The sequence below is a fragment of the Microbacterium sp. R86528 genome, assembly GCF_044596335.1.
Taxonomy (GTDB): domain Bacteria; phylum Actinomycetota; class Actinomycetes; order Actinomycetales; family Microbacteriaceae; genus Microbacterium; species Microbacterium marmarense.
This window is the reverse complement of the sequence record NZ_CP138996.1, coordinates 18139-40767: the sequence shown is the minus strand read 5'-3', so window position 1 is coordinate 40767 and position 22629 is coordinate 18139. Positions and strand designations below refer to the sequence as shown.

The 22629-nt window shown below is 63.2% G+C and carries 18 protein-coding genes and 1 pseudogene; 9 read left to right on the top strand and 10 right to left on the bottom strand.

The annotated features are described in order from the left end of the window. Positions 1 to 65: 65 nt before the first annotated feature. Positions 66 to 1508, top strand: a complete 1443-nt coding sequence (locus SJY18_RS00165) for a sugar porter family MFS transporter (RefSeq protein ID WP_337338370.1) — start codon at positions 66 to 68, stop codon at positions 1506 to 1508. A 56-nt stretch (positions 1509 to 1564) separates the two neighbouring features. On the opposite strand, the gene SJY18_RS00160 is transcribed toward SJY18_RS00165, so the two are convergent. The 3 genes from SJY18_RS00160 to rsmI form a co-directional block, all read right to left on the bottom strand. Then, the gene (locus SJY18_RS00160) at positions 1565 to 2449 is read right to left on the bottom strand and encodes a TatD family hydrolase (protein ID WP_396668001.1); all 885 of its coding nucleotides are present in this window, start codon (positions 2447 to 2449) and stop codon (positions 1565 to 1567) included. 11 nt (positions 2450 to 2460) lie between these two features. Next, entirely contained in the window at positions 2461 to 4032 is a 1572-nt protein-coding gene (gene metG / locus SJY18_RS00155) for a methionine--tRNA ligase (protein ID WP_337338372.1), read from the bottom strand. Between the two features lie 71 nt (positions 4033 to 4103). Next, positions 4104 to 4940, bottom strand: coding sequence for a 16S rRNA (cytidine(1402)-2'-O)-methyltransferase (gene rsmI, locus SJY18_RS00150; RefSeq protein ID WP_396668000.1), 837 nt, complete (start codon positions 4938 to 4940; stop codon positions 4104 to 4106). A 23-nt stretch (positions 4941 to 4963) separates the two neighbouring features. Here rsmI and SJY18_RS00145 point away from each other — a divergent pair, with 23 nt between their 5' ends. Next, complete coding sequence (locus SJY18_RS00145) at positions 4964 to 6571, top strand: dolichyl-phosphate-mannose--protein mannosyltransferase (RefSeq protein WP_396667999.1); 1608 nt, start codon at positions 4964 to 4966, stop codon at positions 6569 to 6571. On the opposite strand, the gene SJY18_RS00140 is transcribed toward SJY18_RS00145, so the two are convergent. Next, positions 6551 to 7126, bottom strand: coding sequence for a helix-turn-helix domain-containing protein (locus tag SJY18_RS00140; protein WP_396667998.1), 576 nt, complete (start codon positions 7124 to 7126; stop codon positions 6551 to 6553). The two genes, SJY18_RS00145 and SJY18_RS00140, sit on opposite strands and share 21 nt — an antisense overlap. Before the next feature lie 66 nt (positions 7127 to 7192). Here SJY18_RS00140 and SJY18_RS00135 point away from each other — a divergent pair, with 66 nt between their 5' ends. After that, positions 7193 to 8767, top strand: coding sequence for an FAD-dependent oxidoreductase (locus SJY18_RS00135; RefSeq protein WP_396667997.1), 1575 nt, complete (start codon positions 7193 to 7195; stop codon positions 8765 to 8767). Here SJY18_RS00135 and SJY18_RS00130 read toward each other — a convergent pair. Next, positions 8764 to 9601, bottom strand: a pseudogene (locus SJY18_RS00130) (aldo/keto reductase). The gene SJY18_RS00135 and the pseudogene SJY18_RS00130 sit on opposite strands and share 4 nt — an antisense overlap. Positions 9602 to 9680: 79 nt before the next feature. Between SJY18_RS00130 and hrpA the strand changes: the two are divergent. Genes hrpA through SJY18_RS00115 form a run of 3 tightly spaced genes read left to right on the top strand, consistent with a single transcriptional unit; the run spans position 9681 to position 15973 of the window. Beyond that, complete coding sequence (gene hrpA / locus SJY18_RS00125; RefSeq protein WP_396667996.1) at positions 9681 to 13604, top strand: ATP-dependent RNA helicase HrpA; 3924 nt, start codon at positions 9681 to 9683, stop codon at positions 13602 to 13604. Between the two features lie 28 nt (positions 13605 to 13632). Beyond that, complete coding sequence (locus SJY18_RS00120) at positions 13633 to 14586, top strand: zinc-binding alcohol dehydrogenase family protein (protein WP_396667995.1); 954 nt, start codon at positions 13633 to 13635, stop codon at positions 14584 to 14586. A gap of 49 nt (positions 14587 to 14635) precedes the next feature. Continuing rightward, positions 14636 to 15973 (top strand): O-acetylhomoserine aminocarboxypropyltransferase/cysteine synthase family protein, encoded by a 1338-nt coding sequence (locus tag SJY18_RS00115; protein ID WP_396667994.1) that lies wholly within the window; start codon positions 14636 to 14638, stop codon positions 15971 to 15973. A gap of 9 nt (positions 15974 to 15982) precedes the next feature. Here the strand turns inward: SJY18_RS00115 and SJY18_RS00110 are convergent, their stop codons facing one another. Further along, positions 15983 to 17311: a M20/M25/M40 family metallo-hydrolase gene (locus tag SJY18_RS00110; protein ID WP_396667993.1), complete on the bottom strand. Its 1329-nt coding sequence runs from the start codon at positions 17309 to 17311 to the stop codon at positions 15983 to 15985. A gap of 70 nt (positions 17312 to 17381) precedes the next feature. On the opposite strand from SJY18_RS00110, the gene SJY18_RS00105 reads away from it, so the two are divergent. Together SJY18_RS00105 and SJY18_RS00100 are read left to right on the top strand one after the other, a co-directional pair. Continuing rightward, positions 17382 to 18380, top strand: coding sequence for a Gfo/Idh/MocA family oxidoreductase (locus SJY18_RS00105; RefSeq protein ID WP_337338382.1), 999 nt, complete (start codon positions 17382 to 17384; stop codon positions 18378 to 18380). Further along, the gene (locus tag SJY18_RS00100) at positions 18380 to 19243 is read left to right on the top strand and encodes an NYN domain-containing protein (RefSeq protein WP_337338383.1); all 864 of its coding nucleotides are present in this window, start codon (positions 18380 to 18382) and stop codon (positions 19241 to 19243) included. Before SJY18_RS00105 ends, SJY18_RS00100 begins: the two co-directional genes overlap by 1 nt. Here the strand turns inward: SJY18_RS00100 and SJY18_RS00095 are convergent. From SJY18_RS00095 to SJY18_RS00080, 4 genes are read right to left on the bottom strand one after another with little or no spacing between them, the layout of a single operon-like run. After that, positions 19240 to 19635, bottom strand: coding sequence for a hypothetical protein (locus SJY18_RS00095; RefSeq protein ID WP_337338443.1), 396 nt, complete (start codon positions 19633 to 19635; stop codon positions 19240 to 19242). The two genes, SJY18_RS00100 and SJY18_RS00095, sit on opposite strands and share 4 nt — an antisense overlap. Positions 19636 to 19657: 22 nt before the next feature. Continuing rightward, a complete protein-coding gene (locus SJY18_RS00090; protein WP_337338384.1) occupies positions 19658 to 20491 on the bottom strand; it encodes a GntR family transcriptional regulator in 834 nt (277 codons plus the stop codon). 1 nt (position 20492) lies between these two features. Continuing rightward, complete coding sequence (rbsD, locus tag SJY18_RS00085; protein WP_396667992.1) at positions 20493 to 20897, bottom strand: D-ribose pyranase; 405 nt, start codon at positions 20895 to 20897, stop codon at positions 20493 to 20495. Then, positions 20894 to 21859: a ribokinase gene (locus SJY18_RS00080; RefSeq protein ID WP_396667991.1), complete on the bottom strand. Its 966-nt coding sequence runs from the start codon at positions 21857 to 21859 to the stop codon at positions 20894 to 20896. Before SJY18_RS00080 ends, rbsD begins: the two co-directional genes overlap by 4 nt. Positions 21860 to 21950: 91 nt before the next feature. Here SJY18_RS00080 and SJY18_RS00075 point away from each other — a divergent pair, with 91 nt between their 5' ends. Continuing rightward, positions 21951 to 22610, top strand: a complete 660-nt coding sequence (locus SJY18_RS00075) for a transaldolase family protein (RefSeq protein WP_396667990.1) — start codon at positions 21951 to 21953, stop codon at positions 22608 to 22610. Positions 22611 to 22629 lie beyond the last annotated feature (19 nt).

Here is a 22629-nt window from a genome sequence, read left to right as displayed (position 1 = left end):
TAGCGCATCGTAACGCGGCGCACGCCCGGCCGCATGACGCGCTTTCGCGCGCTAACGTGACGTCTATGAACTCCAGCGATGCCCTTCCTGCGGATACATTTTCGATCCGCAGCCCCTATGGAAAACGTGCGATCGGCCTTGCTGTCGCCGCCGCGGTCGGAGGGTTTCTGTTCGGCTTCGATTCGTCGGTCGTCAATGGCGCCGTCGAGTCAATTCAGAGCGACTTCGCACTCAACGACTTCGTTACCGGCCTCGTGGTTGCCGTCGCACTTCTCGGCTGCGCTGCGGGAGCAATGCTGGCAGGAAGCCTCGCCGACCGGTGGGGTCGACTCAAAGTCATGTGGCTGGGCGCAATTCTCTTCTTCGTCAACTCGGTGGGCGCCGCTCTGGCATTCAGCGTGTGGGATCTGGCGCTGTGGCGCGTGGTCGGCGGACTCGGCATCGGCATCGCCTCCGTCATCGCGCCGGCCTACATCGCTGAGGTCGCACCGCGTCAGATTCGCGGTGGTCTGGCCTCGCTGCAGCAACTCGCCATCACGCTCGGCATCTTCACCGCGTTGCTGAGCGACTATTGGCTTGAAGACATCGCCGGCGGCGCCGACAACGTGCTGTGGCTCGGCCTCGAGGCGTGGCGATGGATGTTCCTCGTCGGAGTGTTCCCCGCTGCCGTGTACGGTGTGCTCTCGTTCACGCTGCCCGAGTCACCTCGCTATCTGATCGCCAAGGGACGAAGCGACGAAGCACGAAAGATCTATTCGCGTCTCGTGCCTGAGGTTGACCTCGACAAGACGATGAACGAGCTGATCGCAGCCATCGAAACCGATCAGAAGAACGCGAACGTCTCGCTGCGTGGAAAAGCGTTCGGTCTGCAGCCGATCGTCTGGATCGGCATCATCTTGTCGGTGTTCCAGCAGTTCGTTGGCATCAACGTCATCTTCTACTATTCGACGAGTCTGTGGAACTCGGTCGGCCTGACCAACGCACCGCTGATCAGCGTGGTGACGAGCGTCACCAACGTGCTTGTGACGCTGGTGGCGATCTTCCTCGTTGACCGCGTGGGGCGAAAGCCGATTCTTCTCACCGGCTCGGTCATCATGGCGATATCGCTGGGGGCGATGGCATTGTCATTTGCGTTCGCGGAGGGATCGGGCGACGATCTGAGCCTTCCCGGCGTGTGGGCACCGATCGCCATCGTGGCTGCCAACCTGTTCGTCGTGGGCTTCGGCGCTTCCTGGGGGCCGCTGGTATGGGTGCTTCTGGGCGAGATCTTCCCCAACCGCATCCGTGCCAAAGCGCTCGGCGTCGCTGCCGGCGCACAGTGGCTCGCGAACTTCACGATCACCATGACCTTCCCCGCGATGTCGACATGGTCGTTGCCGTTCACGTACGGGATGTACGCCATGTTCGCGGCGCTGTCGTTCTTCTTCGTGCTGCTGCGCATTCCCGAAACCAAGGGGATGGAGCTAGAACAGTCTGAGACCCTGTTTGCACGCAAGCGCAAAGACTGACGCACGCGGCGCCGGCGGCCACCTGCGTCGCCGCCGGTGCGCACCGCTCGGCCCGACTAATGCGAGAACGAGCCGTAGACGTCGATCGTGTTGACAGCGATCTGCGCGCAAAGCTCGTCGACGTCAACGCCGAGCTCAGCAGCCATGAAGCGAACAGTCACGGGAATCAGATAGGGCGCGTTCGGTCGTCCGCGATGCGGAGTTGGAGTGAGAAACGGCGCGTCGGTCTCGACGAGAATGCGCTCCAGCGGGGTGACCGCGAGGGCATCGCGCAAGTTCTGTGCGTTCTTGAACGTGACGTTGCCCGCGAACGAAAGGTAGTATCCGCGGTGCGCCGAGTACCGCGCCATCTCGGCGTCACCCGAGAAGCAATGAAAGACAGTTCGTTCGGGCGCTCCGACCCGCTCAAGGGTTTCGAGTACGGCATCGTGCGCGTCACGATCGTGAATCTGCATGGCGATGTCGTGCTTCTTGGCCAGCGCAATGTGTGCTTCGAAGCTCTCGAACTGGGCGGGAAGGCGCTCAGGCTCGGTCCGAAAAAAGTCGAGACCGGTTTCACCGATCGCGCGAACTCGCGGTTGCGCAGCGAGCGCATCGATCACCTCAAGCGCTTCATCGAGTCGTCCTGCTTCGGCGTACACCGGCGCTTCGTTCGGATGGATCGCTACGGCCGCAAGCACCCGCGGATCCGACTGAGCTGCCCATGCCGACCACTGGCTGGATTCAATGTCGCCCCCAGCCTGAACGACGCCGATCACCCCGACCTCAGCCGCGCGATCAAGCTGCTCGCCGAGCGTGCGCGGTTCGTCGCCATCCGCGATCTCGAGATGACAGTGATTGTCGTACAGCACGACGGCGAGCGGGTCAGGAGCCGCAGGCCAGCGAACATCTCTCGAGCCGTCGTTGTGACGCTCACGCACGTAGTTGCTCGGGTCGCTCATCGCGTGCAGGCCTACTGCTCCACTCGCGGGAACAACGGCACCAAAGCGGCGACGCTCGTGCCCGACTGCAGAATGCCCCACGAACCAGCCTCTCGAACCGGCTGGTTCTGAAGGGAACCTAACGAACTGTCTGCACCGAGGGCAGTCCACAGCTTCGCGGTAGCAATGGGCATCACCGGTGACAGCAACACCGCGAGCGCACGCAGCCCCTCTGCAGCGGTGTACAAGACCGTAGCCAGCCGATCGCGCTGTGCTTCGTCTTTCGACAGTGCCCACGGTTCGTTCTCGGTGATGTACAGGTTCAGCGCGTCGACGATCGTCCAGATCGACGAAATCGCTTCATCGATGCGGAAGCGTTCGATGGCCGCATCGGCAGCCACGGCGGCATCTGAGACCGTCTTTTGAATGCGCACGTCGCCGTCGCTGTAGTCAACAGCTTCAGGAACCACACCGTCGAAGTAGCGCTCGATCATTGCAATCGTGCGCGAGGCCAGGTTGCCGAAGCCATTGGCGAGTTCGGCCTGGTAGCGAGCGGAGAGGTCTTCCCATGAGAATGAGCCGTCTTGGCCGAACGCGATTGCCGAGAGAAAGTAGAAGCGGTACGCATCTGAGCCGAACACATCGGTGATCTCGCTCGGCGCGATGCCGGTGAGCTTGGACTTCGACATCTTCTCGCCGCCGACCAACAACCAGCCGTGGGCGAAGACTCCTCGGGGCACTTCGAGGCCTGCGGCCATCAGCATCGCCGGCCAGATGACGGCGTGGAAGCGAAGAATGTCTTTTCCGACGACGTGGTAGGCCGGCCAGCGGCGCGCGAACTCTTCGGGCTCCGCCCCGTAGCCCACGGCCGTGGCGTAGTTGAGGAGCGCATCGACCCACACGTAGATGACGTGGCTCTCATCCCACGGAACCTGGATGCCCCAGTCAAAGGTCGAGCGCGAGATCGACAGGTCTTTGAGGCCCTGCTTGACGAACGACGCGACCTCGTTTCGCGCCGAGTCTGGGCGAATGAAATCGGGGGCGCTGGAATACAGCTCGAGCAGTCGGTCTTGAAACTCGCTGAGCTTGAAGAAATAGTTCTTCTCTTGCAGAAGTTCCAGCGGTTTCGAGTGGATCGCGCAGACCTTCAGGCCCTCGAAGGGACCGGCGCCGTCGACGATCTCAGACTCCGTCTTGAATTCCTCACACCCAACGCAGTAGAGCGCCTCGAACTCGCCCGCGTAGATGTAGCCGCGGTCATAGATCGCCTGCACGAAAGCCTTGACGCGATCTTCGTGTCGCGGCTGCGTGGTTCGAATGAAGTCATCGTTGGCGACGTCAAGCGTCTCGAGCAGCGGAAACCACTCTTGCGTCACAAGCCGATCGACCCACTCCTGTGGAGTGGCGCCGTTCGCCGACGCAGCGCGCATCATCTTCTGACCGTGCTCGTCGGTGCCCGTGAGCATCCACGTGTCGTCGCCTGCCTGGCGATGCCAGCGCGCGAGTGTATCGACAGCCACGGTCGTGTACCCGTGACCGATGTGCGGAACATCGCTCGGGTAGTAGATCGGCGTCGTGATGTAGAAAGAACTGCCGGAAGTCACTTGAAGATTCTAGTTCGAGTGGATGCTGCGCATCACCGTGTGACAAGAACAGTCGAGGTTGCCGGCAATTGCTAGAGCTTCGCCGAGCTCTTTGTGCGCGCGGCGAGCGAAGCCTGATAGAGCTCCCGCGACGAATGCCCGGTGTGCTGCGAGACCTCTGAGGAGGCATCCTTGAGGCGCGTACCCGAGGCAACGAGAGAAAGCACCTGCGCGACAGCGTCGTCGAATGCGATTTCCTGAGGCTCGGCTCCGGCAACGACGATGACGAGTTCACCGCGAACGCCAGCATCTGCCCAGGTGACGAGTTCTGCCAGTGTTCCTCGCGCCGTCTCTTCGTAGAACTTCGTGAGTTCTCGGCACACCGCTGCCCGTCGATCAGCACCGAAGACCTCTGCCATGTCGCTCAGCGTGGCGGCGACGCGTGTTGGCGCGTCGAAGAAGACCATCGTGCGCGACTCAGCACCAAGCGCTCGAAAGGCCGAGACCCGCTCGCCATGCTTGCGCGCAACGAAGCCTTCGAAGGTGAATCGATCGGTCGGCAGCCCTGACACAGCGAGCGCGGTCAGCACCGCGCTCGGACCGGGTATCGCGGTGACTCCCACTCCCGCAGCAGCAGCCGCCGCCACAAGCCCGTAGCCGGGGTCGCTCACCGTCGGCATGCCCGCGTCACTCAGCACCAGCACATCTCGTTCGCGCGCGAGTTCGACGATCTCGGGCGAACGTTCTTTCTCGTTGTGGTCGTGCAAAGCGATCAAACGCGGGCGGTTGGCCACGTTGAGCGCTGCAAGCAGTCGTTGCGTGGTGCGGGTATCTTCGGCAGCGATCACCGTGATCTCTTCAAGTGTTTCGACGAGCCGGCGAGACGCGTCGCCCAGGTTTCCGATGGGCGTCGCAGCAAGAATGATCACGCCCCCAGCCTAGACTTGGGCGGGTGACCGATGCCTCTACGCCTGCCGCCGGGTTACTCCCCGACGCTCGCCCGAGCATCTACGACCGCTTCGTCGGTCGCATGCGCGACGACGAGCGGGCACGCCGAACGTACTCGTGGCTCGCTCCGTTGCTGGTGACCCTGCTCGCGGGCATTCTGCGATTCTGGAACCTCGCGCATCCTCACGATCTGATGAATCAGTTCGATGAGACCTACTACGTCAAAGATGGGTGGACGCTCACCCAGCTAGGGTACGAGGCCGCGTGGCCTGAAGGAGCCAATGAGAGCTTTCTCGCGGGCAACACCGGGATCTTCTTGACCGATCCGTCGTTTGTGATTCATCCTCCTCTGGGCAAATGGATCATCGGCGTCGGCATGCTGCTGTTCGGCTCCGACAACGGGTGGGGCTGGCGTTTCACCACCGCACTGCTCGGCACGGCTGCGGTGCTTGTGCTGATGCTGCTCGCCAAACGGATGACCCGCTCAACGACGTTCGCCGTTGTCGCGGGGTTGCTGATGGCGACCGACGGCCTCGCAATCTCGATGAGCCGCGTCGCGCTGCTCGATATGACGCTGACGTTCTTCGTGCTGCTCGCCTTTCTGTTCGTAGTCATCGACCGGCAACGAACGATGGAACGCATCGCACTGACCGTCTCGGCGCGATTCCACGGCGATGAGCCGCCCGCTTGGGGACCAATACTGTGGAACCGCCCCTGGATCATTGCTGCTGGCGCGACACTCGGTGCGGCGAGCGCGGTCAAATGGTCGGGTGCGTGGGTGCTTGCTGGCATCGGCATCTATCTGGTCGTCACCGACGCTCTCGCCCGCCGCCGCGCAGGCGTGCTGTTCTGGCCGACGGACGCCGTGCGGCAGGGGCTCGCCTCGTTCGTGCTGCTCGTGCCGGTCGCTCTCGTGACCTACGTCGCGTCGTGGTCGGGGTGGCTGCTGACCGACGGTGGCTATGACCGCCACGCCGCAGACGCGAATCCCGCTACCGGGCTGTTCTCGTGGGTGCCACTGTCGTTTCAGAGCCTGTGGCTCGACCACGTCGCGATATACAACTCCGCCGCGGGGATTTCTTCAGCGCATTCCTACGCGAGTCCAGCCTGGCAGTGGCCGCTGCTTCTTCGACCTACCTCGATGTACTACCACCAAGACGCTCTGGGTGAGGCGGGGTGCACGAGTGCGAGTGGTTGCTCGCAGGCCATCCTCAGCAATCCAAATCCCCTGGTCTGGTACGCAGGTGTGGTTGCTGTCATCTACCTCGTCTATCGCTTCGTGATGCGTCGAGAATGGCAAGACGCCTTGGTGCTCGCCGGGCTCGTGATGACCTACGTGCCGTGGCTGTTTTATCCCGAGCGAACCATCTTTCAGTTCTATACGGTGCTGATGTTGCCGTTCATGCTGATCGCCCTCACCACGGCGCTGCGAGATATTCGAGGGCCCTGGGATGCCGATCGGTATCGGCGTCTGACCGGGCAACGCCTGGTATGGGTGTTCCTCTGGGTGGTCGTCGCACTTGCGATTTTCTGGTACCCGCTTGCTACTGCAATGTCAGTCCCCTACGACTTTTGGCGACTCCACACCGATTCATTGTTCAGTTGGGTCTAGGACTGCGTCGGTGAGGTGGGTGTGAATGCGCGCACCCTCGGTGTTGAAGATGCTGATGATCTGGGCGGGTTTGGCTCCGTCTGCTGACAGCGAGTGCGGCACCCGCGTGTCGAACTCTGCGGCCTCTCCGCGCGTCAGCACCAAATCCTGGTCGCCGAGCCTCAACCGCAGCTTGCCCGCGAGCACGTAGAGCCACTCGAAACCGTCGTGAGTGCGAAGCTCGGGTAATGCGGCGCCGCCCGGGTAGGTGACTTTGAAGGTCTGCACCGGAGAGTCCTCGAGCGTGAGGGGTGCCACGATGTGGCCATGCTCGCGAATCTCAGGGCGACGAACCCGCGGATCGCGAGCTTCGTCGGGCAGCAGATCATCGACACGAATGCCCAATTGCCTGGTGAGCGGAACCAGCAGTTCCAGGGTTGCCTGCCGTTTTCCCGATTCCAGGCGCGAGAGAGTGCTCGGCGAGACCCGCGCACGTTCGGCTAGGTCGTCGAGAGTCCACCCCCGCGCTTTGCGGACCGCTCTTAGTCGAGGGCCTACCTGATCTAGCTCGCTCATAAGACACTCCTTGCTGTTTCTGCAAGTTAGCTTGCCATACTCGCTAGATCAGGTGAAGCTCTGATCATGAAGACTTCGACGTGGGACACCATTGTGATTGGCGGCGGCCCGGCAGGACTCAGCGCCGCTCTGATGCTGGGTCGCTCGAGAAGACGAGTACTCGTGCTCGACACTTCAGAGCCACGCAATCGCTTCGCTGACCACATGCACGGCGTGCTCGGCCACGAAGGCGCCGCACCCTGGGAACTCGCAGCACGCGGGCGCGCCGAGGTGGAGCAGTATGGCGTGACCGTTCACAGTGACGCCGCTGAGCATGTGCGCTCGACCGAGCGGCAAGTCGAAGTCAGCCTTCGCGATGGCGAGACGCAACGCGCCCGCTCTCTCGTCATCGCATCCGGAGCGACCGACGAGCTGCCGCAGATTCCCGGACTGGCCGAGCACTGGGGCTCCTCTGTCTTGCACTGCCCCTACTGCCACGGCTGGGAAGTGAAGGATCGTCGAATCGGTGTGCTGATGGTGTCATCCGCGGGATTGCACCACGCGCAGCTCGTGAGGCAGCTCAGCGAGAGCGTCACCGTTTTTCTCAGCGCCGGGGTCGAACTCGACGCAGATTCGCTGAGCCGACTCAACGCCCGCGGCGTGGTCGTCGTCACCAGCGAGGTCATCGAGGTGCTCGGCGAGGCACCGGAGCTGAGGGGAGTGAAGACCGCTGACGGCGCGACTGTCGAGCTCGACGCGCTCTTTGTCGCCGCACCGGCACGTGCGCGCGATGCATTCCTGAGCGATGTCGAACTCGACGTCTCGGAAGGCCCGATGGGAACTTTCATCGAAGCTGACGCGATGGGCCAGACGAGTGATGCGCGCATCTGGGCGGTCGGCAACGTCGTGACCCCCTACGCAAACGTGCCGTTGTCAATGGGAATGGGGTCGATGACGGGCGCAGCCGTGAACGCGTTCCTCACGAATGCGGATTTCGACAACGCCACGGCGAAAGGCCCAGCATCTGCTGCCCTGCCCGACACCGACCCGAGCACATTCTGGGATACCCGCTATAGCGAGAACGACCGGATCTGGTCAGGCAATCCGAACGGCACGCTGGTGGCCGCGGTGCGTGAGCTTCACCCCGCATCAGCGATTGATCTCGGATGCGGGGAGGGCGCTGACGCGCTTTGGCTCGCCGCCCAGGGCTGGACGACTACCGGCGTAGACATTTCTACCGTCGCCGTCGAGCGTGCGCGCGAAGCTGCTCGTGATACTGGCATTCCTCCGGAGCGAATCGCGTTCACCGTCGCAGACCTCGCGACGTGGAACCCGGCCACTACGGTAGATCTGGTCACGGCAAGCTTTTTGCACGCTCCCGTAGAACTACCCCGGGTCGAGATACTGCGACGCGCTGCGAGCTGGATTGCTCCCGGCGGCCATCTGCTGATCATCGGCCACGCAGCCGCTCCCCCGTGGGCGCGCGCATTTGATGGTCACCGCCACCGATTCCTCACCGCTTCACAAGAGCTCGACAATCTCGACCTCGACCTCGACCAGTGGTCGGTGCTCATCGCCGAGGTGCGCTCACGCGAAGCGACAAGCCCTTCGGGTGAGCCAGCACTCCTCGACGACAGCGTGGTGCTGCTGCGGCGCTGCTAGTTGAGCTCGGTTGGGTGCGCGCCGACTCGACCGGAACCGTCACCGGGATCCAGCGCGTCGATCGCTGCCATCTCATCTGCGCTGAGTTCGAAGTCGACGACGTTGAGGTTCTCTGCGAGCCGCTCGCGACGCACTGACTTCGGGAAGACGATGAAGCCGCGCTGCAGGTGCCAGCGAATAATCGCCTGCGCGGGAGTCTTTTCGTGCGCAGCCGCTGCGGCGGCAACCGGCTCTGCACCAAAGAGGTCATACTTGCCCTGCCCGAGAGGGCCCCAAGACTCGATGCGCACGTCGTGCTTATCGGCCCAGGCCGTGATATCGCTCTGCTGGTACGCGGGGTGCAGTTCGATCTGGTTCACCGCCGGAACCACGCCGGTCGCAGACACAATGTCGTCGAGGTGCGACACGAGGTGATTGGAGACGCCGATGCTGGTGGCCAAACCTGCCTCGCGAATCTCAATCATCTTCTCCCACGCGTGCACGTACTTGTTGTTGGCAGGGGCGGGCCAGTGCACCAGATAGAGATCTACGCGATCGAGACCCAGCTTTTCGAGACTTTCCGCGATCGCCGCGTGCGGCTGTTCGCCGTCATGGCGGTCGTTCCACAGCTTTGTCGTGATGAAGAGCTCGTCGCGAGGAATACCTGAGGCGGCAATGGCTGCGCCTACGCCGGCTTCATTGCCGTAGATCGCCGCGGTGTCGATGTGGCGGTAGCCCAATTCGAGCGCTTCGCTCACAGCCCGCGCGGTGTCGTCTTCGGGCACCAAGAAGACGCCGTCAGCCGAGTTGTGGAATCGAGTTGCCGTCATTGAGCATCACGTGAGGAATTGTCATAGATCAAGCCTAGCGCGCAAGAGTACATGTGCATACAGGGCGACGCTGGGAGAGCATTCTCGCGATACGATCAAAGGCTATGTCTGCCATCGAGCCCGTGATCGTCTACCCGCCGGAGCTGCCTGTCAGCGCGGCGCGCGACGACATTGCGCGCGCGATCGCCGAGAACCAGGTCGTAATCGTTGCAGGAGCAACCGGCTCAGGCAAGACCACCCAGCTTCCCAAGATCTGCCTCGAACTGGGTCGCACCGCGATCGCCCACACGCAACCTCGACGCATCGCCGCCCGCACCATCGCTGAGCGCATCGCCGAAGAGCTACAGGTTCCGCTCGGCACCACCGTCGGCTACAAGGTGCGATTCACCGACAAAGTCACCGCAGAGACCAAGGTCGCCCTGGTCACCGACGGGATTCTGCTGAACGAGATCCACCGTGATCGATTGCTGCGCCGCTACGACACGATCATCGTCGATGAGGCACACGAACGCTCCTTGAACGTTGATTTTCTGCTGGGTTATCTCGCCCGCATTCTGCCGAAGCGTCCCGATCTCAAAGTGATCATCACCAGCGCAACGATCGATCCCGAGAGCTTCGCCAAGCATTTTGGGTCGGATGCAGCCCCCGCGCCCATCATCGAAGTCTCTGGGCGCACGTACCCGGTTGAGGTGCGCTACCGACCGCACGACGCGAACGCTGAAGACGACGTCGACGGCATCACCGCCGCACTGCGCGAGCTGGATCGCGAAGCCGGTGGCGACGTGCTCGTGTTCTTGCCTGGCGAAGCAGAGATTCGCGATGCCATGGACTCCATTCGCGGCATGTACGCGAAAGACGCTTCGCCGACCGAGGTGCTGCCGCTATACGGGCGGTTGTCCTCGGCCGAGCAACATCGAGTATTCGAACGCTCGGGCACGGCCGGCGTGCGACGGCGCATAGTCCTTGCGACGAACGTCGCCGAAACCAGCCTGACCGTGCCCGGCATCCGCTATGTGATCGACACCGGCACGGCACGAATCTCCCGCTACAGCAGCCGCAGCAAGATTCAGCGCCTCCCCATCGAACCCATTTCGCAGGCGTCTGCGCAGCAACGCTCCGGTCGTGCCGGCCGCACTAGCCCTGGCATCGCCATCCGTCTGTACTCCGAGGCGGACTTCACCAGTCGCGATGAGTTCACCGAGCCCGAGATCCTGCGCACATCGCTGGCGTCGGTCATTCTGCAGATGCTGTCGCTGGGTTTTGGCGACGTCACCGCATTCCCCTTTCTCACGCCACCCGACTCGCGCGGCGTCAAGGCCGCTTTCGATCTTCTGCTTGAACTGCAAGCCGTCAAGCCTGGCGCAGCACCTGGAAAGCATGCAACGCTCACAGACCTCGGGCGCGAGATCTCACGCCTTCCGATCGATCCACGCTTCGCACGCATGCTCGTCGAGGCTGGCCGCACCGGGGTGCAGCAGGAAGTGCTCGCCATCGTTGCGGGGATGTCGATTCAAGACGTCCGCGAGCGGCCAGAAGAACGCCGCGAAGAAGCCGACCGAATGCATGCCCGCTTCGTGGATCCCACGAGCGACTTTCTCACCCTGCTTGCGCTATGGAACTACCTGCAGGAAAAGCAGGCAGAACTCGGTTCCAGTGCCTTTCGACGACTGTGCCGCGCGGAGCATTTGAACTACGTCCGCGTGCGGGAATGGTCAGACGTACACCGCCAGTTGAGCACCCTGGTGCGGGCAAAGCGGCGCGACGGTGCGCGCAGGACAGTTTCAGAGGCCCCCACCGCGAGCGAACAGGACGCGATCCACAAGGCGATCATGTCGGGCCTGCTCTCGCATCTGGGCATCATCGACGACCGCGCACCAGCGAAAACGCAGGGCGGGCGCCCACCCTCTGCTCGCATCGAGGCACGTCGGGGTGCTGAATACATCGGCGCACGAAACGCACGTTTCGCCATCTTTCCCGGTTCCGGCCTGAAGAAGAAGCGCCCGTCGGCGGTTATGGCAGCCGAGCTTGTCGAGACATCGAGGCTCTTTGCGCGCACGGTCGCTGCGATCGACCCGGAGTGGGCCGAAGCACTCGCGGGCGATCTCACGAGACGACAGTTGAGCGAGCCGCACTGGTCGAAAGCGACTGGCGCAGCATCCGTCTATGAAAAGGTCACTCTCTTCGGCGTCGAGATCATTCCTCGGCGACGCGTTCAGCTCGCACGATTCGACCAGCCCCTGGCGCGAGAGATGTTCGTGCGCAACGCACTCGTCGACGGCGACTGGGACTCCTCGCACCTCGATAAGAGGTTCACGGCGTTCGAACGTCGAAACCTCGAGCTGCGGCGCAAGCTGGAGAAGATCGAGGAGCGGGAGCGCCGTCGTGACATTCTCGTGGGCGATGAAGCCGTGTATCGCTTCTACGAGGCGCGCCTGCCTCGCGAAGTCTTCGATGCGCGTTCGTTCGAGAAGTGGTGGCGCGATGCGTCCACCCGCACCCCGCGCTTGCTCGACATGGCGCAGAGCGATCTCGTCGAAGACACCTCGCGTGGCGACGAGGGCGACTTTCCCGCGCGATGGCACCAGGGCGATCAGGTGCTCTCGCTGGCCTATCGGTTCGAGCCAGGCGCCGCCGATGATGGCGTGACCGCTGTCGTGCCGCTTGCTCTGCTCGCTCAGCTCAAGCCAGCCGGCTTCGACTGGCAAGTGCCAGGCATGCGCGACGAGCTCATCACCGCTCTGTTGCGGTCGTTGCCCAAATCGCTCCGCAGGCATGTCGTGCCAGCTGCAGACTGGGCGACCAAATTCTCGGCTGAACTCGTGGGGCAGGGCCCCGAAGACCACGGCGGATTTCCACCGCAGTCGCTGCGTGAGGCCCTCGCGGCACGAATTCAGCGACTGGCGAGCCAGCAGGTTGACGCGTCGGCCTTCGAGATGCAAAGAGTGCCTGGGCACCTTCAGGTGTCATTCCGCGCCGTCGACGAACGCGGCCGCGCAGTCGGCTCTGACCGCGACTTGGCGGCGTTGCAAGAGCGACTATCTCATCGCGCCCGCACCTCGGTCGCGAAGTCGCTGAGCCCGAAGCAAGCCCGAAGTGCCCGCGGGCCGGCTGCCGTCGCGGGGCCGAGTGCAGGCGCTCCCACGGCCGGCAGCTCGGACTTCGCGGAGCGCTCCGGGGTCACCGAGTGGAACTTCGGTGACGTGCCGGCGGTCGTCGACACCCGTGTCGCGGGCGGAATCGTGCGCGGCTATCCGGCGGTGATCGACGATGGCGCGTCGGTCTCGCTGCGAATCGAAGCCACGCCTGAAGCTGCCGCCAGAGCGACCCTCTCGGGCGTGCGCCGCTTGCTGTTGCTGTCGGTGCCGTCACCCACGTCTTACGTGCTCGAACATCTCACTGCGCCCGAGAAACTGGCACTCGCCGCATCCCCCTATCCGTCGGCGAAAGCGCTCATCGAAGACTGTCGCGCGGCAGTAGCCGACGCCGTGATCGAGAGAGTGTCAGCGGATAACCCCATTCGTACTGCTGCGGCATTCGCCACGGCGCGCGATGCACTGTCATCGGTTGTCGTGGATGAACTGTTTCGAACCACCTCGCTGGCCGCAAAAATTCTGACTGCGTCACGCGATGTCGAACGTGCGGTGCGCGAACAGAATTCACTGACGCTGCTGGGCGCGCTGGGCGACGTCAAGGGTCAACTCGCTGGCCTCATCTATCCCGGCTTCGTGTCGCGGACCGGCCTGGCGCGCTTGAGCCAGTTGCCTCGCTATCTGCGAGGCGCGTTGGATCGGGTGCGGGCGCTGCCAGAGAACCCGGGGCGGGACCGGCAGCGAATGAGCGAGATGGAGCGTGCCGTCGCTATCTTCGCCGAAGCGGGTGGCGTGATCCCTCCCCCGCCGCACGCCGCGCCCGCCCTCGAACATACGCGCTGGCTGCTGGAGGAGTTTCGCATCAGTCTCTTCGCTCAGCAGCTGGGAACTGCCGAGCCCGCCTCACTGCAAAGAATTCAAAAAGCGCTGAAGGAATAGCTTCACTGTCGAACCGATTGGAACCCACATGGCCGAAGCGATTGTCTACAACGAGTTCGGTGGACCCGAGGTTCTCGAACTGGTCCACATTCCCGACGCTCAGGCGATGCCGGGAGAGCTTCTGATTCGAGTAGAAGCGGTCGGTGTGAACCCGATCGATTGGAAACTTCGCTCGGCGCTGCGTCCGTCGGCGCCGATCACCGAGCCGCGCCGCATCGGCGGTGACGGAGCCGGCGTGATCACGGCCGTAGGAGAAGGCGTCATCGGCTTTCGCATCGGAGACCCGGTGGCATTCTTCGGGGCGACCGGTTCGTATGCGTCGTCGGTGAGCATCCCCGCCTCGCAGGTACACCCTCGGCCCGCGGGCGTGAGCGCGTCGCAGGGTGCCGCGTTGGGTATACCGGCTGGCACGGCGTGGCAAGCGCTCCGCTCGCTTGCCGTAGGTGAGTCAGACACCCTGTTGGTACACGGCGGTTCTGGCGCAGTCGGCCAGGCGATCATCCAGTTCGCAACGCTCTCGGGCGCTCGCGTTATCGCTACTTCCTCTCCTCGGCGTTTTGATCGCGTGCGCTCACTCGGCGCAATTGCCATCGAGTACGGCGACGGCCTAGCAGATCGTGTTCGGGCGGTCGCGCCCGATGGCGTCACGGTCGCCATCGACGCCGCCGGTACCGACGAAGCGATTGCGGTTTCGCTTGAGCTCGTGAGTGACCGCAGCCGCATCGCCACGATCGTCAGAGGTCGGGATGCTGCAGGGTTCGGCATCCGCGCATTTCAAGGCGGTGCGCCCGATCCGTTGTCTGCGGCGGAGATCCGCTGGCGCGAGGAGGCGTTCCCCCTCGCCCTCGCGCTGATGGCTGCGGACCGATTCTCTGTGGAACTCGGGCCATCGTTCGCGCTCGCCGACGCTGCCGAAGCTCATCGCATGCTTGAGTCCGGCGTGGATGGAAAGATCGTGCTCGTTCCCCAGCGCCCGCAATAGTTCGACACACACCAGGCACTATCGAGGGCCTCGCCGACACAATGGAGGCATGTCCGAGACTACGCGCGGCTTCGCCACGGCTCAGGTGCAGTCGGGTTACGTTCCCAGCGCGGCTGAGAATACCGCGATTGTGCCCATCCACCAGTCGAACGCGTTTGAGTTCTCATCGCTGAGCCATGCACGCGACTTGTTCGCGCTCAAGCGCGACGGCAACATCTACAGTCGCACCGCTAACCCCACGGTTCAGGTGTTTGAGCGCCGCGTTGCGGAACTCGAAAATGGCATCGCCGCAGCAGGCGTGGCATCGGGTCAGGCTGCTGTCGCCGTCGCATTGCTCGCCCTCGCCAAGAGTGGCGAGCACATCGTCGCGGCTCGCCAGCTCTATGGCGGCACCGTCGATCTGTTGCAAGACACTTTCGCCGACTGGGGGATCTCAGTCACTTTTGTCGACCAAGATGCTCACGACGAGTGGCGGGCGGCGGTTCGCCCCGAAACCCGGGCGTTCTTTGCCGAGTCAGTCACCAATCCAATCGCGCAGGTGCTGGACGTTCCCGCTGTCTCCGAGATCGCCCACCGCGCAGGCGTGCCGCTCGTGATTGACAACACGGTAGCCACGCCCTATCTGCAGCGGGCGAAAGATGTCGGCGCCGACATCGTCGTTCACTCGGCGACGAAATTTCTCGGCGGCCACGGCACATCTCTGGGCGGCGTCGTCGTCGACCTCGGCACCTACGATTTCGGTGCAGATCCTGAGCGGTGGCCCCAACTCAACGAGCCGTACGCTCGAGTGCACGGCGCCAGCCTGCTGGAACGTTTCGGCGCGACCGGCTCACCGTACATCACACTCGTGAAGACCAAGTACGTGCACGATCTCGGCCCTTCGCTGTCGGCCTTCAACGCATTCCAACTGCTGCAAGGCATTGAAACGCTCGATCTGCGGATGGCTCGGCACACTTCGAGCGCGCTCGAAGTGGCTCGGTTCCTCGATGCTCACCCCTCGGTTGCGCGCGTTCATCATCCTGGGTTGCAGAACAGCCCGTGGCACGACAACGCGGCACGGTATCTGCCGCGCGGAACCGGAGCGGTGTTCTCCTTTGACCTTCACACGAGTGGCGATACCGAAGAAGATTTCCTTCTGGTCGAAGGCTTCATCGCGCGACTGCAGGTCGTTCATCTGGTCGCCAACATCGGCGATGCCCGCAGCCTCACCGCTCATCCTGCATCAATGACGCATAGCCATCTCTCTGCCGAGCAGCTGCTCGAAGCGCGCATCTGCTGGACTACCGTGCGGCTATCAATAGGTCTTGAAGATCCGTCAGATATCATCGACGACCTCGCGCAGGCGCTGGCGTCGGTGCCGGTTTTCGAGGGTGCGACAGCCAGCTAGCGAGGCGTTCTAGCTCGCCTCGATGAGTGCGCGATAGAAACCGATCCCTCGCAGCCATACCTCCACGCGAATGCGTTCGTTGTGGGAGTGCAGTGCGTCGCGCTCGGCGCGCGTGAGATGGAACGGCGTGAAGCGGTAGACGTGGTCGCTGATGGCGGTAAACCAGCGACTGTCGCTCGCACCCAACTGCAGGTAAGGGGTAGTGACGATCTCGTCTCCCAACGAGGTCGATACCGCCGAAGAGATGCGTCGCCACGCCTCACCGCGCCACGGCGACACCGGAGACGGGTCGGAGCCATGGCGAACCGTTACGTCCACATTGGGGTCGTTTATGACACGGCGAACGCGCTGCGTTGCGCTGGCGACGCTATCGCCCGTGAGAAGCCGCACATTGACAGACGCTCGTGCTGATGTAGCCAGCACATTCTCGCCTGGCGCCCCGCTGAGTTCCGTGGCGACGGCCGTGGTGCGTACGATCGCGTTCATCTCAGGACCGAACCGCGAGAATGCCGCAGCCACGAGCGGTCCGGTGACACCGAGGCTGCCGAACAAACCCCGCAGCGGCTGCGGAGCGTGAGGGGCCAGAGTTGTGAGCATCGCTCGTACGGGGCTGGCAAGCCTGGTAGGAAAAGGACGACGGCGCAGTCGGTCAATCGCCCGAGCCAGGCGCGCTGTTGCGGGCATTGCTGGTGGCGTAGAAGCATGACCACCACCCTCGCTGGCGGTCAACAGCACGGTCATCACGCCACGCTCAGCGACGCCCACCATCGCGGTCGGCACCGTCACCCCAGGCACGACATCTTGGACGACAGCTCCGCCTTCATCCAGAACCAGCGCGGGCCGAATCCCTCGTTCACGCAACTCGGCAACGAGCGCCTGTGCACCGCTTCCGGCAATCTCCTCGTTATGCCCGAAAGCCAAATAGATATCGCGCTGCGGCACATAGCCTTCTGCGCAGAGCTGTTCGACAGCCTCGAAGATCGCGACGAGAGAGCCCTTGTCGTCGATCGTGCCGCGGCCGTGAATCTCAGCCTGGGCACCCTCTCCGATGATCTCGGCTCCGAATGGCGCGTGGGTCCATTCGGATTCGACGACGGGCACGACGTCGATGTGAGCCATCAGTACAAGCGGCTCGATGCTTGTGACTCCTGGCCACCGGTAGAGAAGAGAGTGGGAGTCGATGACCTCGCGCGTCAGATGCTCGTGAGTTGCCGGATACAGGCGTTCGAGCGCCGCTTCAAACTCGCTGAATCGCGCCCAATCCGTCAGCGTCTCGTCTGCGTGCGAGATGGTCGGAATGCGAAGAAGTTCACGAAATCTATCGACAGAAGTAGCCACCCGATGAGCCTATCGGCGCAGTCTGAGCATTTTCTCGCTCCACTGACGTTGTGCTCGCTACGCTCAGAGCATGACTGAACTCGCTGCATCCGAAATCCGCTGGGGCATTCTTGCCACCGGTGGTATCGCCCACCTCTTCACAAGTGATCTGCGCACCGCCGGTCGCACGGTCACCGCGGTCGGCTCGCGGCGCCCAGAGGCAGCACAAGAGTTCGCCCAGAAGTACGACATCCCCCACGCACACGGTTCGTACGAAGCGCTCGTTGCCGACCCTGATGTCGACATCATCTACGTGGCCACGCCGCATCCCATGCACAAAGACGTCGCAATCATGGCGCTTCGAGCCGGAAAGCACGTGCTTGTCGAAAAGCCGTTCATGCTGAACGCTGCAGAGGCGCAGGAGGTGCGCGATGTGGCCGCCGAGCAGGGTCTGCTCGCGATGGAGGCGATGTGGACGCGGTACCTGCCGCATATGGTTCGCGTTCGCGAGATCATCGCGGCGGGCACACTCGGAGAGATCCGTGCGGTGACGGCAGATCACACGCAGAAGATCTCGGCAGACCCGAACCACCGCTTGAATTCACTCGAGCTTGGCGGCGGCGCGTTGCTCGACCTCGGCATCTATCCCATCTCATTCGCGTGGGACGTACTTGGTGAACCCGTAGGGATTGTCGCCGCTGCTCGGATCGGAGAAACCGGCGCAGACGTCGAGGTCGCGACCATCATGACCCATGCGAACGGCGCCATCTCCACTTCAATCTCGGCGTCGCAGTCGGCCGGACCGAACACCGCTCACGTCATTGGCACCGAAGCCCGCATCGAGATCGACCGTGTCTGGTACACCGCGGTGTCGTTCCGTGTCGTTGCGCCAGACGGCGCAGTGCTCGAGGAGTACAGCTCGGATATCGAAGGGCGTGGAATGCAGTATCAGGCTCTCGCCGCCGAGCAGATCATCGCCGCGGGCAGAACTGACAGTGATGTCTTGTCGATCGACGAGACAGTCGCGATCATGGAGACGCTCGACGAGGTTCGCGAACTCATCGGTGTGCAGTACCCCGGAGAGCGCTGATGCCCGTCGCACAGGACCCTCGCGTCGCGGTGTATCTCGACTTCGACAACATCGTCATGAGCTGGTACGACCGCGTTCACGGCCGCAATGCATACTCGCGCGATCGCCAGAAGATCGCCGCGAACCCGGAAGATCCCGAAATCGCCGAGCGTCTCACCTCGGCGATGATCGATGTGGGTGCGGTCATCGACTACGCCACGTCGTTCGGCACGCTGGTACTCACCCGCGCGTACGCCGACTGGTCTTCGCCGGTGAACGCGATCTACCGCTCGCAGCTGGTCGCCCGCGCTGTCGATCTGGTGCAGCTGTTTCCTGCGGCCGCGTATGCCAAAAACGGCGCAGACATTCGGTTGGCGGTTGACACCGTCGAAGACATGTTCCGCCTACCAGACCTGACCCACGTGGTGATCGTGGCTGGCGACTCTGACTACGTTCCGCTCGCACAGCGTTGCAAGCGCCTGGGCAGGTTCGTTGTGGGTGTCGGCGTCGCTGGCTCTACGGCGAAGTCGCTCGCCGCCGCGTGCGACCAGTTCGACTCATACGACGCGTTGCCCGGTGTGGCTCAGCCCGATCAAGGCAAGAAGGATGCTGCGCCGACGCGCTCTCGCCGAAAGAAGGCGGCCGCTGATCCCTCGGCAGATCTGCTGCAGCGAGCGCTGCGATTGGAAAGTGACAAAGAGGGCGCCGAGTGGCAGCACGCGTCGGCGGTGAAGAGCCTCATCAAACGGCTCGACCCATCGTTCAATGAGAAGGCCCTGGGCCACAAGAGCTTCACCGACTTCGTGAAAGCGCATCCGAAGATCGCCGAGATGGATGAGTCGGGCAACATCGTGCTGATCCGGCTCATCTCTGAAGCCAGCTAGCGAGCAACCTCGTCAGACCGAGTGCTCCACAGGGTCCATGCGATCAGCGGAACCTGCAGAAAGAGGCGAACAAAGCGGGAGCGGTCGGTACGCATCAGCGGTGCCGAGCGACCGGTGCGCCACTGGTGAACATTTCCAGGAAGCACCGCCACGAAGAACGCCGCCACGATCGCACCGACCCTGGTGCGATCGGCTGGCAGCACCACGAGCGCGGCACCGAGCATGATCTCCACAGCTCCCGACGCGACGACGATCATGTCTTTGTCCGTGCGCAGTGCTTTCGTCGCCCAGTCCGGAACGGTAATGCGGTAGCCGCGCCGCCCCCAGGTCAGATGCGACACCCCCGCCGCAACGAGCAGCGCGGCTAATAGCCAGCGCGCAACAGCCTTCATCCCGTCAGCCACGTCAATCACGTCAGGACGCGGCCCGCGAGGTACCGGCGCGAGATGCCGAGCCCTCACTGGTGACATGAAGCAACGACGCTCGCGACTCGTCGGCACGCAACTCGAACTCGAAGCGTGACCGATCGCCGCGGTGATAGGCGACAAAGAACTCGATCGGCCGGTTGTCAGCGTCCCAACTGGTGCTTCGAAGTCGCAGCAGCGCGGATCCCGCCGACACTCCCAAGAGGTTCGCTTGATCGTGTGACGCGACCGTGGCTTCGGCCGATCGTGTACCGTGCGTGGCCACCACGCCGCGCTCTCGCAGCTCGCGATAGAGCGAAGCATGAGACATGTCAACGGCGAGGGTGAGTTCGCCCACTCTTGTTGGCATCCACGTCGTAGACAGCGACCAGGGTTCACCATCGACGAAGCGCAACCGCTCCAAAACGACCGCCTCATCACCGGCATCGACGGCGAGCGCCTCGGCAGCTTCCGCGTCGACCGTCTCGACTTCGTGGCGCAGAACCTCGCTGTAGACGTGGCCGCCGCGGCGTTCAACATCGTCGTAGAGCCCGACAAGCGTGTGCACGAGCGCCTCGCTCGTCTTCGGCCGAGCGATGAACGTGCCTTTGCCCTTCACCCTTTCCAACACGCCTTCGTGCTCGAGCTGTGCCAGCGCCTGCCTCACAACCGTGCGCGAGATTCCATACTGTTCGCACAGGTGATGCTCACCAGGAAGCTGATCTCCGGGCAGCAGCTCTTCGCGACCGATACCTTCGATGATCAGGTGACGCAGCTGGTCATACATCGGCGCGGCCGACTGCCGGTCGATGCTCGCAGAGGCGAGGTAATCCGCGGCGGCCATGTCAGTAAGCCACACCGGCATGGAGGATGACGTTCGCAAACGGCGTGAACTCGCCCGAGCGCACGAAGGCACGAGCAGAATGAGTGCGCTTCTTGAACTCCTCATGGGGGATCAATTCGATTTCGAAGTCGGCATCGGCGAACCGTTCGCGCAGAGCCGCGAGCACTTCAGGGCTGCGCGCGGCCACCTCCTCAGAAACGGTCGCACCCTCAACCACGAGTTCGGCAAGAACCGTGTCGAGGACGTCGAAGAAGGGTGGCGATCCAGGGCGATAAGCCAGGTCGATGCGCTCTGCGCCCGAGGGAATCGGCAGGCCAGCATCGGTAACGACGATCAGATCGGTGTGGCCGGTCTCGCTGATCACGCGAGACAGCGCTGGGTTGATCGTTGTCTGGGTGCTTCTCATGATGCAACAACCTGCTCGTCGATGCGCTCCGCGAGAAAGTCATCGACCTGCTGCTTGCTGGGCAAGCTCGGCGATGCACCACGCACCGTCACGGCGAGTGCGCCCGCTGCACTCGCGCGCTGAATCGCGTGAGACACGGACGAGCCCTCTGCCAAAGCTGCTCCCAGGTACCCGGCGAAAGCGTCGCCCGCCGCGGTGGTGTCTACAGGTGTGACCAGGAAAGGGGCGAACGTCTGCGTGCCGTCTGCGTCGACCAACACGGCCCCCGCGCCCGCAAGAGTGATGAGGGCGGCCTTCGCTCCCCGCTCAAGAAACCAGCGCCCAGCGGCTTCGGCTGATTCGAGGTCGGTCACCTGCTGTCCAGTGAGGATCGACGCCTCCGTTTCGTTCGGCGTCACGAGGTCGATCAGGCTCCAGATATCGTCGGGCAATTCCACCGCCGGAGCCGGGTCAAGCACCACAGTCATATCCTTGGCTCGCGCCTTGCGGATCGCCTGCATCGCCAGCGGCACAGGAATCTCGAGCTGGGTCAGCAGCACACTCGCCGTGGAAGAAAGATCGTTCAGCGCAGCATCCACTTGCTCGACACTGAGTGCCGAATTCGCCAACGGCACCATCACGATGTCGTTCTGGGCAGATGAGTCCACCCTGATATGAGCGATTCCGGTCGGCCCAGCCACAGAGCGCACGTGGGTGATATCCACCCCCGCAGCCGTCAGTCCGTCGATGATCATGTCGTGGAAGAGATCGCTGCCCACGCAGGCCACGAAGCTCGCGTGCGCCCCGGCGAGCGCGGCGGCGAGCACCTGGTTCGCGCCTTTTCCGCCGAGGACGAGCGTGAAATCGTCGCCGTGTATCGTCTCACCCCGCGCGGGAAGCCGCTGCGAGAATGTAGTCAGGTCCGCGGTAACGCTTCCGACGACGACAACGCCGGTGCGATTCGCGGTGTGCGGGGTGAGCATGTGACCTCCGGGTCTTTGACTTCTCTGTCTACCTGTCATTACATTAGCCGAGCCCGACCTGTAACGACGGGTCCGAAGAAAGGTGGCTGCAATGACTGCCGCTCCCCGCCTCTATGTCGACAGCGCCGATCTCGATCAGGTGCGTGAGCTTCTCACCGATTCCCTCGTGCACGGAGTGACGACCAACCCGACGATCCTCGAGCGAGGCGGCCGCCGCGTCGCCGAGATCCCTGACCTCTATGCGCGCTGGGTTGAGCAGGGCGCGCAAGAGGTTTTCTTCCAAACCTGGGGCGAAGACCCCGCCACACTGCTGCGAAACGCGGAGAAGATTGTGAGCCTCGGCGACAAAGTGGCGGTCAAGGTTCCCGCTACGCACGCCGGCTTCACCGCGTCTCGAGAACTCGTGTCAAGCGGCGCGACCGTCTTGGTCACAGCCGTCTATTCCGTTGCGCAGGCCCTTGCCGCGAGCGCCTACGGAGCTCACTACATCGCTCCCTATCTGGGCAGGCTGCGTGACAGCGGGCGAGACGGCACGGCGCTGATCGCTGAAATGCAGGCGGTGTGTGCGGGATCTCAGACCGAAGTGCTGGCAGCAAGCCTGCGCTCCCCCGCCGACCTCGTCGAACTTCGCCACCACGGTGTTTCGTACTTCACGGCTGCGCCAGAGGTCATCAAAGCAATGCTCGCCGACGACATCAGCGACTCGTCAGCAGCTGACTTCGAAGCGGCCATCGCACGCATCTCCGACTAGTGCTTGGGCGGGTGCCGCC